Origin of the sequence: Streptomyces sp. 2P-4, from assembly GCF_030167965.1 — a bacterium.
GTDB lineage: Bacteria > Actinomycetota > Actinomycetes > Streptomycetales > Streptomycetaceae > Streptomyces > Streptomyces globosus_A.
Genome location: NZ_CP095012.1, coordinates 245,693 through 257,696 on the forward strand (window position 1 = coordinate 245,693; position 12,004 = coordinate 257,696).

A 12,004-nucleotide genomic window follows, 5' to 3' on the forward strand; every position below is an offset into this window, starting at 1 on the left:
CCCTGCAGAACGAGGAATCCTGGCGGGGAGATGAACCGGGAGATCGCTACTGTGTTGCGGGTCAGCGAGCGATCGGTGGAGCGGTGGCGCCGCCAGTGGCGCGGTCGTGGCGAGGCCGGAGTCCTGTCGAAGGGCTCGCGGGGGCGACCGCGGCTCGCGAGAAGCAGATCGCCAGACTTGAGCGGGAGTCGGACCGTGGTCCGCTGGTCCATGGTTGGGCCGACCAGAGGTGGACGCTAACGCGGGTGAAGATACTGATCGGCCGTTTGTTCCATGTGAGCTACACGGTGGAGGGCACATGACGGCTGCTGAAGCGGCACGGCTGGTCGTGGCAACAGCCGATCCGCCGAGCCATCGAACGCGACGACGCGGCCGTGGAGCTGTGGAAGAGGGACGTCTGGCCGCGGGTAAGAGCACCGCGGCGGCATGCAACGGCTGGATCGTGTTTGAGGACGAAGCCGGCCAGTCGATGACGCCGCCGCGTGCCTGAACTTGGGGCCGGATCGGACGGACCCCGGTCGTCCGAGTTCGTGGACGGGGCGCCGGACGAGTGTCGATGGTGGGCATGACCTGCTACCCACCCGCGATTACACGATTGCCGAGCGGTCGAAGAACTACCGACACTCCACGAACCATCAGGTCGTCATCGACGCCGACACCCGACTGGTCGTCTTGGTCGGCCGGCCGCTTGCCGGGAACCGCAACGACTGCAAAGCGTGGGAGGAGTCCGGCGCCAAGGCATCCGTCGGCAAGACCCTCACGATCGCCGCCGGCGGCTACCCAGGCACCGGACTCGTCATTCGCACCGTCGGCAGCGCGGCCAGGCTGCGCTGCCGGACTGGAAAGAGGACCACAACCGGTCCCACAAGCAGGTCCGTGCCCGCGTCGAGCATGGCCTCGCCCGCATGAAGACCTGGAAGATCCTCCGCGACTGCCGCCTCAGAGGCGATGGCGTCCACCACGCCATGCTCGGCATCGCCCGGATGCACGACGTCGCTCTCGCCGGATAGACCAGGGGGCCACACCGCAGCCAACCATGCCCGAGTCGACTCGGAGATCTTTTACGGGACAGCTCTTAGCGGCGGGGCTGTGTGGTGCGGGTGAAGCGGGTGAAGCGGGTGAGGGTGGTGCCGGTGGGGAAGGTGGTGCGTTCCGTGACCGTGAAGGCGGTGGGGTCGAAGGGGCCGTCGAAGGCGGGGATGCCGGCTCCGGCGACCACCGGGTAGCTCTTGACGATCAGTTCGTCGATCTCGGGGAGCAGGGCGCCTGCCAGTTTGCCGCCGCCGCAGAGCCAGATGTCCAGGCCGCCGCCCGTGTCCTCCTTTTTCAGGTCGCGGACGAGGGGGAGGGGGTCGCCCGGGACGACCGTGACCGCAGGGTCCGGGTTCGGGGTGAGGGTGCTCGAGATGACGTACTGGCGCAGGTGGGCGTACGGGCTCGTGATGCCCGCGTCGTAGGCCGGGCGGTAGGTGCCGAGGCCCATGAGGACGGTGTCGAAGCGGCGGTTCGGGGTGTCGGCGACGCCGGAGGCGGTGCGGAAGGCCGTCGGGACGGTCTCCGGGTAGAGGGTGTTCGTCCATGCGGTGTACGCGGCGGTCTGCTGTTCGTCGCCGGTCGGGAAGAAGTCGTACTCGCCGCCCGGGCCGGCGATGCGGCCGTCGATGGAGACGCCTACGTAGTACACGAGCTTGCGCAAGATGGGACTCCGTTTGTAGTACTGTGTTTGTAGTGGTTTGACTGTAGTACTACGGATGGAGTGGTGGCAATGGCGAGGCGGAACGAGGAGCGGCGTAGGGCCTTGGTGGACGCTGCGATCGAGGTGCTGGCGAGGGAAGGCGCGCGAGGGCTCACCTTTCGCGCGGTGGATGGCGAGGCCGCCGTGCCGGCGGGTACCGCGTCGAACTACTTCGCCAACCGCGACGACCTCCTCACCCAGGCCGGCGCGCGCGTGTACGAGCGGCTGCAGCCGGACGAGGAGACGATCGAGCGGCAGCGGACGGCCGGACGGGATCGCGAGACGTACGTCGAGCTGATGCGGGAACTCGTCGGGCGGGTCGCGTCCTTCCGGACCGGGTACCTGGCGCTGCTCGAACTGCGGCTCGAGGCGACGCGTCGGCCTGAGCTCCGGAAGGTCCTGACCGAGCGGGTCCGGACCGATGTCGATGCGAACGTCGCCTACCACGAGGCCTCTGGGCTGCCTGGTGATGCGACTGCCGTCAAGTTGCTGATGCTGGCGCTGAACTGGCTGATCGTTGAGCAGCTCACCTTGCCCGAGGTTTTCGGGGAGGAGGAGCGGGATGCGCTGGTCGCTGCTGCGGTCGAGCGCATCGTGGGGGCGGCGGCGTCGTCGTCGTCCGCGTAGGCGGCCCCGTCCGCCCCGACGGGGCTGTCTGCCCTGTCTGCCTCGTCTGCCTCGTCTGCCCCGTTGGCCCCTCGGCCCCTCGGAGCATTGGCCGGTTGTACTGGGGCGCCCGGTGCGGCCGGCTGGTGGGTGGGGGTTGGCGTTCAAACCAACCTGCAGGAGAGGGGGAGCGGGGGCCGGGGTGTGATCTCGGCCGGCCCTTGTGAGGGGCCGGGCGTTCGAGATGCGGGTGCTTCTCGCCGTTTCGGCGTGGCGGCGCCGCGGTCACGGGGTGGTTGCCGCCGGCTCCGTCAGGCGGGCCGTTGCGATGCGGAGGAGGAGGTTGGCTGCGGCCGTGCGGCAGAAGGGGGTGTCCGGGGTGGGCGGGTTGGCCCAGTAGAGCGGGCGGGCCGGGGTCGGGTGGTGGTGGGTGGGGTGCGGGACGCCGAGTCGGGTGTCGGCGCCGAGGCATTCGGCGCGGCGCTGGTGGGTGCGGTTCCAGCGGGTTCGCGTGCCGGGGGCGACCAGGAGGTAGTAGTTGCCGCCGCGGGGGTCGTGGATGATCGGGCCCTCCAGAGCGTCCGCGAAGGCCAGGTTCACGACCGTGGTCGTGGTGCAGCCGACTGCTGCGGCTGCGAGAGCCTGCGGGAAGCGGATCGCCTCGAAGCGCTCCCCGAGCGGGAGCACCGCCACCCCGCACGTCCGCCATGCCGCGTACGCCTCCGCCGGGTCGCGCAGTGCTCCGGCGTACCAGTCCGTGGGTGATGTGTTGTGGTGCAAGGGGCCTTCCCTACCGTCGTCGGCTCGGTGTGGCGACGACGGTAGGGGCCCCGGGTGGGGGGAAGGGGCCCGGTTTCGGCCCCTGTGCGTCAGGCGGCCAGGAGGCCGAGGTCGACCGCCAGGCGGCTTGCCAGGCGGCGGCGTTCCGGAGCCCGGCTGGTCGTCTCTTCCAGGACGATGACGCGGGCGAAGCCGTTGTAGCGGGTGGTGTCCGGGGCTGCTGCGTGCGCCTGTTGGAGGGTCGTCAGCGCGGCTTCGGCTTGGCCGTCCAGGTGGTACGCACGAGCCTGCTCGACACGGTGGCGGGCGCGTCGCGGGCGCGACGGGATGGTGGCGGCCTCTGCCCGGGCGGCCTGGCGGGCGGCCTCGCCGCCGGAGTGCAGCTCCACGGCCACGCTCACGCCGTGCGCGCCCATCAGCGCGCGCCCGAAGGACGTGATGGGGTGGAAGTAGTCGGCGGGCAGGCGCTGTGCGATCTGGTCGGCGCGTTCCCACCAGCCCCACGCCGCGCCCGTCTCGCGCCGCTTCGCGGCGGTGAGGCCGGCCTCCGCACGCAGTGCGCCGACGAGCGCCTGGACGTGCTGGGGTGCCCGGTCCAGGTTCGGTTCGAGTAGGTGCAGGGCCTGACGGACGACTTCGTCCGCCTCGTCGTAGCGGCCGGGGCCGGAGTCGCGGTGGGCCTGGGCGGACAGCCATGCGGCCACGCCGATGGCGTGCGGGTCCTCGGATTCGTGGGCCGCGGCCGTCCCGCGCTCGGCGACCCGCCACAGCAGCGACGGGTCCGGCTGGTAGGCGACGAAGAACTGCGCCAGGTGGAACGCCTCCGCCTGGAGGGCAAGGGCGGCGCGCCGCTCGGCTGCGGTGTCGGCCTGGCGGACCGCCAGCTGCGTGTCGCGGATCAGTCCGGGCAGGAGGGAGCCGATCACCTCGCGGTGGTCGGGTGCCCCGTGGCGGGCGCGCCACGCGGAGTCGAGGGCGGCGCGCAGGAACTCCGGCGACGGGGCTTCGCGCGTCCCGGGCGGAGGGTAGGAGGCGAGGGCCGTGCGGACGGCCGCCAGTCTGTCGTGGTCGGGGCCGAGGAAGAGGTCGGTGTGCGGCTCGGCGCCCATGTCGCCGACGAGGTCGTCCAGGCGGCGGATCCGCAAGGCCTGCGCGATGCGCAGGATCTCCGGCAGCCGCGGCATGCGCATGCTGCCCGTCTCGATCTTCTTCACCCAGGACGGGTGGTGGCCGAGGAGTCCGGCCAGTTGCTCGCGGGTCATGCCGCGGCGGGTGCGGTGGATCTGGACACGTTGCCCGAACGCGATGGGATTGTCGTGCGGGCCGGGGGGAGCATCGAATGACACGGCCTTGCCCCTTCTCTGTGCAGCTCGACACAGGACAGCGTAGGACGCGGGGTCGGCCTCGGGTGCCCAATCCTTTTGCCGGTACGCGACGTTCGGGACCGGCTGGAGCGGACGAGTCGGCCTCAGGTCACCGGGTACGCGGACTGGAAGGACAGGCGGGACTCGGCCGTGTCGGCCAGGGTGGTCAGGGTGTCGTCCAGGGGCAGGAAGGCCTCCCAGGGCTCCGTGCCTGCGGCCCTGGCCAGGTGGGCGGTCAGGAGGTCCTCCAGGTCGGGGACGCGCTTGCCCTTCCAGACCTTGTCCGCCGTGCTGACCAGGAGGTCCTCCACCGTGGCGGCCGGGTCCGTCCAGCGGGCGTGGGTGTACGCGAAGCGGGCCAGGCGGGGTGGGAAGCCGTGGGCGAGGAGGAGGGCGCGGCCGGCCGGTTCGTGGGCGGAGCCGGGGCCGGTGAGTTCGGCGGGGTGCAGGACCTTGCCGATGTCGTGGGTCGCCGCGCCGAACAGCACCGCCTCGCGGTCGATCTCCAGGGTGGTGAAGTGGTTCGCGACCCAGGTCGTCAGCTCGTACGCCACGTCGTGGACGGCGCGCAGGTGTGCGGCGAGGCGGGGGGCTGCTCCCAGGGTCGCGAGGAGGTCCGGTACGGGGTCCGGGAGGGGGCGCAGGGGCGGGTCGAGGGGTGTCGTCAGGGCGTGGGCGAGGAGGGTGGAAGGCATCTGCCGAGCCTAGGGGGAGTTTCCAGCGGGCTGAAGCAGAGCCGGACCGGGCGGAGGGTTCGAAGCCACGGCCTCGGGAGGTGATCGGGGAAGAAGCCCCCCCGTGCGATGGTTCGGCGGCCTTTTGGCCCGGCTCGACGAACAGGCCGGGTGACGCGCAGCCGACCGGGGGACGCCAGAAACCCGTGGTCCGGTACCGCCACCAGTAAAGAACCGTTGGATCGACCGGCCACGCGGCCAGCTGAACGCCCTGGGGTTCGAAGTGGTCGCGCTCGGGATCGACAGGCCGCCAACTCCGGTCCTGCGGCTCGTCGTCCCGAGGTGGGCGGACGTGTTCCACGGACCGCTCATCACAGGCCCCGAAAGCCTGGTAGTTCTGTTGCGCCTCGACCAGTGAGGTCCGGTTGGCGCCCACTTCCCAGTCGGGCCAGCGCAGCTGCAGGGCGTCGTCCTCCCAGAAGCACACCGGGCAGATCTCGTACGAGCCGGGTGGCTCGCCCATTGTCAGACGGCCGCAGCACACGCAGGGGTACTTGATGATCACGCCTGTCATCCTGTCCTACCGCGCAGTCAACCCCGATCCGGACCTGCTGCTGCCGGCGCCTTGTCCAGGTCGAGTTCGATCGCGGGGATTCGCAGCCGGAAGCCGCCCGATCAGGTGGCTGCCGAAGGCCGCACACGTGGGGGTGTCCGTTGGGGTCGGTACGCGTGTGCGGGTGGGGGTGGGGAGGTGCCCTCGGGGGTGCCCTTCTGGGCCTCGGCGGTGTGGGGGAGCGTCGCTAGCGTCGGGGTTTTCGGTGGAGGGAGGGGTGCGGGGTGCGTGAGGTGAAGGAGGCCGGGGGTGCCCGGGCGGGTCGGGAGGGTGGGCGGCGTGCGGAGGCGGCGCCGCTGCACGGGATTGCCGCCTTGCAGCGGGCCGCGGGGAATGCGGCCGTCACCCGGTGGATCCAGCGTGCTGCCGAGCCGCCGGAGGCGGGGCGGGAGCGGGAGTACGCGATGGCGCCTACCGCGCACGCGGAGTGGAGCGACTTCTGCTCGATGATGAGGGAAGCCGGAGTCGCCGATGACGTGGTCGATGACGCTTGGCAGTTGGTGTTGGGCGGCCTCGCCGAGCAGGGGCAGGTCAACGCGGAGGCCGCGCAGATCCAGGACGTGCAGGAGCGGCGCGGCCACGCCATGTCGAACACGTGGTTCTCGGATCTGGTGAAGCTCGTGGGGAACCACCTGGAGATCGACACGCCCACGCTGGCCCTGTGGTCCGGCGGCGAGGCGGTCAGTCGGTATGCCGCGGTGAGGGGGCACACGCCGTTGGAGGAAACCCGGTTCGGGCGGGTGCTCGACAGGCTGGTGATCACGCCGGACTGGGACCTGAAGTTGCCGATGTGGCGCGTGGTGTCCCAGGCGTTCGTGAGCCGGGCCACCGTGCCCGTGCATGTCTTCATGCGGGCCTACGAACCGGAGAGCGTGCTCTTGTTGCAGGAGGTGCCGCAGTTGCGGGCGATTCAGACGATGAATCCCAACGTGACATTGCACTGGCATCCGCTGTACACGCAGCCCGACGGGACGCTGCGGGAGGTGAATTCCGACCTGGAGTTGGTGGACGACGCGGCCTATACGAGTCGGGACCATTGTGTCGCTGCCCTCTACCAGTACTTGCTGCGGGTGCACGACCGCGGGAACGCGCAGGGGGAGCACGCCTATCGGGCCATGAGCGCCATGCTCGGCGCCAACGGCAATCCGCAGGACTGACGCCTCCGCGGCGTCAGTGCAGGGGGCCCGCGATGGCTCGTAGGGCCGTCAGGTGGCGGGTGTAGGCTGCGCGGCCGGCGTCGGTCAGGTACAGCCATGTGCGGGGGCGGCGGCCTGCCTGGCCCTTTTCGATGCCCAGCCAGCCCGCCTCCTCCAGGCGTGTCGCCTGCTTCGAGAGGGCCGAGTCGGTGATTTCCACCAGGTCGCGGATGTAGGCGAACTCGGCCTTGTCGATGCCGGCGAGCGCTGCGACGACCGACAGGCGGACCGCCGAGTTCAGGAGGGGTTCGAGGGCGTGGCGGGGGTGCCCCGTCGGCGGGGCCGGCTTGGTCGTCATGCCGGGCGGGATTCGCGGAGGGCGGCGACCGCCGCCGGGGCGGCGCAGGCCAGGGCTGCCGCGGCCGCGAAGGGGACGCTGCCGGTGAACGCGGTCAGACCCAGCGCGAGGCTCGCGCAGTAGGCCGCGGCCCAGGTGCCGATTACCGTCAGGTGCCTGCGGCCCATGCCGCGCGGCACCACCGGCCGGCGTACGGCGAACACGGAGAGGGCCGTGACCGCCAGGGCGTTGGCCGGCATGGTGACGGCCAGTGCTGCCGGGCCGCGCCACAGCAGGACGGCGGGGACGAGGACGAGCTGCCATGCGGCGAACAGCCACAGGTAGCGGCCGTACCAGCCCCTGCCTGCCTGGGATGCTGCCTCGATCCGCGCGATGCCCTGCAGGGTCGCGCTCGCGCTTGTCTGGTCTGCCACCTGTTGCCCCCGTGCGTCGTTGCGCGCCGGACGGGTTTGTTTGCCGTCCGGCATCTACTTTCCACCTTAGCAAGTAGATGCCTGAAGGGAAGGGCGGCGGGCGGCGGACGCGGCAGGGCCCGGTCGGTTCAACCGACCGGGCCCGCGGGGTGGGTGGCGGGGCGTCAGGCCGTTGCCGTCGCCGTCGCCTTCGCCGGCTGGGGGGCTGTCTCGTCCGGCGTCGGCTCGTCCGCCGCCGGGCGGGCGGCGGGGGTGCGGGGGATGGCCAGGGCGGCCGCGGCGCCCACGAGGACCACCGCCACGCCGACCCAGATCGCCGGCTTCATGCCGTCCACGAACTGCTGGGCGTTCTCCGCGGAGCCGTTGCGGACGAACACCGTGGCCAGGACGGCGATGCCGAGGGCGCCGCCGACCTCGCGGGCCGTGGTGTTCGCGCCCGACGCCGTGCCGTACAGCTTCTGCGAGACCGACGCGAGGACGACCGCCGCGGTCGGGGCGAAGGCGAAGCCCATGCCCGTACCGCCGATGATCATGCCGCCGACGAGGTGCGAGTACGGGGTGTTGTCCGTCGCCGCCAGGGCGATCCAGCCGAGGCCGACCGCCTGGAGGAAGAGGCCGAGCGCCATCAGGCGGCCGCCGCCGACGCGGTCGGTCAGGATGCCGGCCACCGGCGCGATGAACATCGGCATCAGGGTCCACGCCAGGGTCAGCACGCCCGCCTCCAGCGGGGTGCGCACCGGGGCGATCTGGAGGTACTGGGAGAGCAGGAAGATCGACCCGAAGACGCCGAAGTACATCGCCCCCGAGACCGCGTTGCAGAGGACGAACGAGCGGATCCGGTACAGCGACAGCGGCAGCATCGGCTCCGCGGCCCGCGCCTCCCAGGCGACGAACCCGGCGAGCAGGACCACGCCGGCGGCGAACGCGCCGATGATGGTGCCGTCGGTCCAGCCGTCCTCGGAGCCGTTGACGATGCCCCAGACCAGGGCGACGAGCCCGCCCGTGGCCAGGACCATGCCGAACAGGTCGAGGCGGGTGCCGGCCAGCCGGCTCTCGTCCAGGACCTTCAGCACCAGCGGGACCGCGATCAGGCAGACGGGCACGTTGATCCAGAAGATCCAGTGCCAGTCGATGCCGTCGACGACGGCGCCGCCGACCAGCGGGCCGAAGGCCACGGCCAGGCCGCTGAACGCCGACCACAGGCCGAGGGCCAGGTTGCGCCGGTTGGCGGGTACGGCCTGCGCCAGCAGGGTCATCGACAGCGGCATCACGGCCGCCGCGCCCACGCCCTGCGCGGTGCGGCCGGCGATCAGCTCGGCGGTGGTGTCGCACAGGCCGCAGTAGACCGAGGCGGCGGTGAAGAGGCCGATGCCCAGGAGGAAGACCCTGCGCCGGCCGAACCGGTCGCCGAGGGCCGCGCCCGTCAGGAGCAGGCAGGCGAACGCCAGGACGTACGCGTTGACGAACCACTGGAGGTCCTGCGTGTCCGCGCTCAGGTCCCTGGCCAGGGTCGGCAGGGCCGTGGAGACGACGAGGTTGTTCAGGGCGACCATGAACATCGGGACGCTCGTCGCGGTGATCAGCAGCCACAGGGCCGGGCGGCGGCGCCCCGCGCCGTCGTCCGCTCCTAAGGCGCCCGGGCCGCCGGGGCCCGTGCTCGGGGTCTTGGTCTGGTTCGTGCTCATCCGGGGGTCTCCAGTACGAAGGCGGGGACGGAAGACGGTCGTGCAGAGGAGGGGCCCGACCCGGGGCGGGGGTGTCCCGGGTCGGGAGAAGAGGGGTCCGGGCGGAGTGCGGCGCGCCCGGAGGGCGCCGTCAGGAGGCGTTCTCGGCGTCCGCGCGCAGTTGCGCGGCGAGGCGGGCGCGCGCGTCGTCCCAGTCCAGCGGGAGTTCGCCGACGGGCAGCTCCCAGAAGGTGAAGACGGCCGTGCGCATCGTGGGCCGCAGTTCGCGCATGATGCCGCGGTGCGGTTCGGTCCTCGCGTAGCCGTGGATCGCCTCGCGGCTCTCCCAGGCGGACAGCGTCCAGAACGTGCGCTTGAGGGGTTGGGCGATCAGGGAGGCCTCGACGGCTCCGCGCGACGTCTTCAGCTGGGCCCAGGCCGCGAGGGCGCGGACGAAGAAGCGGGGGACGTCGGCGAACGACCTGACCTCGAAGCGGGAGGCCATGATGTGGGTCCGGGTGTCAGCGGGGACCTGCTTGCTGCTCTGCCAGGTGAGTTTGGGCACCGTGGGTCTCGCCTTCAGTATTGGTGAGTGGCAGTATCCATGATAGATAGTGGAACTGTCCACTAGCTAATCAAGTGCAAAAATGAGCCGGGAGAAGGAAGAGCGATGCGTATCTCGGAGCTGAGCCGCCGCAGCGGGGTGCCGATCACCACCATCAAGTACTACCTCCGCGAGGGACTGCTGCATCCCGGACGCGCGACCGCCCCGAACCAGGCCGAGTACGACGATTCGCACGTACGGCGGCTCCGGCTGGTCCGGGCCCTGGTCGGGGTGCGCGGGCTGAGCGTGGGCGCCGCCAAGGAGGTCCTCGGCGGCGTGTACGAGCGGGAGGGCGACCCCCACCGCGTCCTCGGCCTCGTCCTCGGAGCCACCGCCGACGCGGCGGACACCGGGGACGCGGCCGGGGGCGCGGCGAGCCCCCGCATGTCCGAGGTCGACGCCCTGCTGGACGCCCTCGGCTGGCAGGTGTCCGAGGACGCCTCCGGCAAGGCGGTCGTCGCCCGGACCCTCGACACCCTCGCCGAGCTCGGCACGGACTACGACTGGAAGCGGCTCGTCCCCTACGGCGAGCTCGCCGCGCGGATCGCCGCCGTCGACCTCGACGGGATCGAGGGGATCCAGGACCCGCTCGAAATGGCCGAGCAGGCCCTGGTGCTGACGGTCCTGCTGGAGCCGGCCCTCATGGCGCTGCGCCGGCTCGCCCAGGAGCACCAGTCCGCGGTCCGCCGGGGCGCCGGGCCCGAGGGCCCGGACGCTCCCGGCGCGCCCGCGGGCGGCGTCAGCCCTCCGCCTGCTCCCTGAGCTCCTTCAGGAGCTGGGCCGCGGCCTCGGCGCCCGAGGAGAAGCCCGCCTCGTGCGAGCCGATCTGGTCCCAGCCCAGCTTCCGGGAGTGGAAGTAGGAGCCGGCCAGCTTCAGCCGCGTCCCCTCGTTGACGTTGTATATGTCCGCCTGGAGGTTGCGGACGTTGATGTCGATGATCGGGTGCGTGTACGGGAACTCCGCGATCACCGACTCCGGGTCCACCTCCAGCGGGTAGTCCAGCGTCACGAAGTAGTCCTTCTCCGCGGTGAAGCCGTGCAGCTTGTTCATGTAGTACGCCACGTACTGCTTCGCCTCGCCGCCCGCCACGACCTGCCCGTAGTTCCAGGCCTCCCAGCGCTCCCTCGTCGCCGGCATCACCGACGCGTCCGTGTGCAGCACCACCCGCGAGGAGCTGTAGCGCACCGGTCCCAGCACCTCCTTCTGGCGGGCCGTCGGGTTCTCCAGCAGCGCCAGCGCCTCGTCCGCGTGCGTGCCCACGACGACGTAGTCGAACGTCTCGCTGCCCCGGGCCGTCGTCACCGTGACGCCGTCCGCCTCCTGCCGGATCGACGTCGCCGGCTCCGCCACCCGCAGGTCGCCGCCGATCGCGGCGACCGCCTTGCGCACGTACGAGATCGAGCCGCCGCCGACCGTCCGCCAGTCGACCTTGCGGCCGCCGAGCCCGCCCTCGTCGTGCCCCAGGTAGAAGGCGATCACCGTCGAGGCCGGGATCTCCCAGATCAGCTCCGCCGGCACCGACCACACCGCCGAGCACAGCAGGATCACGTACGAGTAGCGGAACGCCTCGCTGTAGCCGCCCCGGTCGAGGTACTCGCCCAGCGGGATGTCCGCCTTCTTGCGCAGGAAGTCGCGGCGGCCCTCCTCGTGGAAGCGGCGCGCCTCCCGCCAGATCGTGACGAACTCCTCCGAGTAGCGGCCGACGACCTCCTCCTCCGACAGGTCCAGCTCGCGCGTGCCGTACTCCAGCCCGCTGTCCAGGTCGAAGAAGTTGAAGCCGCCCAGGTGCTCCACCGCCTCCACGCCCAGCTCCTCGAAGAAGCCGAACAGGTTCGGGTAGGCCGGCCGGTTGAAGACCACGAAAGCGGTGTCGATGCCGAGGATGCGGCCGTCGTCCTCCACCTCCACGGTGTTGGCGTGCCCGCCGAGCCGGTCCTCCCGCTCGAACACGGTGATCTGCGCGTGCCCGCGCAGGTGGTAGGCAGCGGAGATCCCGGCGACGCCGGCGCCGACGATCGCGACGCGGGGAGTGGGATTCTGCGACATGGAAACGTCC

Annotated in this window: 12 protein-coding genes and 3 pseudogenes; 5 read left to right on the forward strand and 10 right to left on the reverse strand. The window is 71.4% G+C overall.

From position 1 onward, the window contains the following. Window positions 1–24: 24 nt before the first annotated feature. A pseudogene (locus MUK52_RS33340) lies at window positions 25–583 on the forward strand (winged helix-turn-helix domain-containing protein); the annotation flags it as partial. Further along, window positions 553–1,010 (forward strand): annotated as a pseudogene (locus MUK52_RS31785) (transposase); the annotation flags it as partial. The pseudogenes MUK52_RS33340 and MUK52_RS31785, both read left to right, overlap by 31 nt. 65 nt (window positions 1,011–1,075) lie before the next feature. Here the strand turns inward: MUK52_RS31785 and MUK52_RS31790 are convergent. Further along, entirely contained in the window at window positions 1,076–1,696 is a 621-nt protein-coding gene (locus MUK52_RS31790; protein WP_284581893.1) for a dihydrofolate reductase family protein, read from the reverse strand. 69 nt (window positions 1,697–1,765) lie between these two features. Here MUK52_RS31790 and MUK52_RS31795 point away from each other — a divergent pair, with 69 nt between their 5' ends. Continuing rightward, window positions 1,766–2,362: a TetR/AcrR family transcriptional regulator gene (locus MUK52_RS31795; RefSeq protein ID WP_284581894.1), complete on the forward strand. Its 597-nt coding sequence runs from the start codon at window positions 1,766–1,768 to the stop codon at window positions 2,360–2,362. Between the two features lie 264 nt (window positions 2,363–2,626). On the opposite strand, the gene MUK52_RS31800 is transcribed toward MUK52_RS31795, so the two are convergent. The 4 genes and pseudogenes from MUK52_RS31800 to MUK52_RS33235 all read right to left on the reverse strand — a co-directional run. After that, entirely contained in the window at window positions 2,627–3,121 is a 495-nt protein-coding gene (locus tag MUK52_RS31800; RefSeq protein ID WP_284581895.1) for a hypothetical protein, read from the reverse strand. 89 nt (window positions 3,122–3,210) lie between these two features. Further along, window positions 3,211–4,467: a helix-turn-helix domain-containing protein gene (locus MUK52_RS31805; RefSeq protein ID WP_284581896.1), complete on the reverse strand. Its 1,257-nt coding sequence runs from the start codon at window positions 4,465–4,467 to the stop codon at window positions 3,211–3,213. A gap of 122 nt (window positions 4,468–4,589) precedes the next feature. After that, window positions 4,590–5,180 carry an HD domain-containing protein gene (locus MUK52_RS31810; RefSeq protein WP_284581897.1) on the reverse strand — a complete coding sequence of 197 codons (591 nt, stop codon included), beginning with the start codon at window positions 5,178–5,180 and terminating at the stop codon, window positions 4,590–4,592. A gap of 319 nt (window positions 5,181–5,499) precedes the next feature. After that, window positions 5,500–5,733 (reverse strand): annotated as a pseudogene (locus MUK52_RS33235) (CPCC family cysteine-rich protein); the annotation flags it as partial. A gap of 263 nt (window positions 5,734–5,996) precedes the next feature. Here MUK52_RS33235 and MUK52_RS31815 point away from each other — a divergent pair. Beyond that, a complete protein-coding gene (locus MUK52_RS31815) occupies window positions 5,997–6,929 on the forward strand; it encodes a hypothetical protein (protein ID WP_284581898.1) in 933 nt (310 codons plus the stop codon). A gap of 13 nt (window positions 6,930–6,942) precedes the next feature. On the opposite strand, the gene MUK52_RS31820 is transcribed toward MUK52_RS31815, so the two are convergent. The 4 genes from MUK52_RS31820 to MUK52_RS31835 all read right to left on the reverse strand — a co-directional run bounded on the left by MUK52_RS31820 (window position 6,943) and on the right by MUK52_RS31835 (window position 9,908). Then, window positions 6,943–7,266, reverse strand: coding sequence for a winged helix-turn-helix domain-containing protein (locus tag MUK52_RS31820; RefSeq protein ID WP_284581899.1), 324 nt, complete (start codon window positions 7,264–7,266; stop codon window positions 6,943–6,945). Further along, complete coding sequence (locus MUK52_RS31825; protein ID WP_284581900.1) at window positions 7,263–7,679, reverse strand: hypothetical protein; 417 nt, start codon at window positions 7,677–7,679, stop codon at window positions 7,263–7,265. Before MUK52_RS31825 ends, MUK52_RS31820 begins: the two co-directional genes overlap by 4 nt. Window positions 7,680–7,843: 164 nt before the next feature. Continuing rightward, complete coding sequence (locus tag MUK52_RS31830; RefSeq protein WP_502963650.1) at window positions 7,844–9,238, reverse strand: DHA2 family efflux MFS transporter permease subunit; 1,395 nt, start codon at window positions 9,236–9,238, stop codon at window positions 7,844–7,846. Window positions 9,239–9,494: 256 nt separating this feature from the next. Next, window positions 9,495–9,908, reverse strand: coding sequence for a DUF3291 domain-containing protein (locus MUK52_RS31835; RefSeq protein ID WP_428985509.1), 414 nt, complete (start codon window positions 9,906–9,908; stop codon window positions 9,495–9,497). Between the two features lie 105 nt (window positions 9,909–10,013). On the opposite strand from MUK52_RS31835, the gene MUK52_RS31840 reads away from it, so the two are divergent. Then, the gene (locus MUK52_RS31840; RefSeq protein ID WP_284581902.1) at window positions 10,014–10,709 is read left to right on the forward strand and encodes a MerR family transcriptional regulator; all 696 of its coding nucleotides are present in this window, start codon (window positions 10,014–10,016) and stop codon (window positions 10,707–10,709) included. Here the strand turns inward: MUK52_RS31840 and MUK52_RS31845 are convergent. Next, window positions 10,687–11,994: an NAD(P)/FAD-dependent oxidoreductase gene (locus tag MUK52_RS31845; RefSeq protein ID WP_114059276.1), complete on the reverse strand. Its 1,308-nt coding sequence runs from the start codon at window positions 11,992–11,994 to the stop codon at window positions 10,687–10,689. The genes MUK52_RS31840 and MUK52_RS31845 overlap by 23 nt on opposite strands. Between the last annotated feature and the right edge of the window lie 10 nt (window positions 11,995–12,004).

Excerpts from the sequence above, each read along its gene's own strand:
- MUK52_RS31830 (WP_502963650.1), bottom strand. The coding sequence starts at position 9,238 with ATGTTCATGGTCGCCCTGAACAACCTCGTCGTCTCCACGGCCCTGCCG.
- MUK52_RS31820 (WP_284581899.1), bottom strand. The coding sequence starts at position 7,266 with ATGACGACCAAGCCGGCCCCGCCGACGGGGCACCCCCGCCACGCCCTC.
- MUK52_RS31795 (WP_284581894.1), top strand. The coding sequence starts at position 1,766 with ATGGCGAGGCGGAACGAGGAGCGGCGTAGGGCCTTGGTGGACGCTGCG.
- MUK52_RS31840 (WP_284581902.1), top strand. The coding sequence starts at position 10,014 with ATGCGTATCTCGGAGCTGAGCCGCCGCAGCGGGGTGCCGATCACCACC.
- MUK52_RS31810 (WP_284581897.1), bottom strand. The coding sequence starts at position 5,180 with ATGCCTTCCACCCTCCTCGCCCACGCCCTGACGACACCCCTCGACCCG.
- MUK52_RS31845 (WP_114059276.1), bottom strand. The coding sequence starts at position 11,994 with ATGTCGCAGAATCCCACTCCCCGCGTCGCGATCGTCGGCGCCGGCGTC.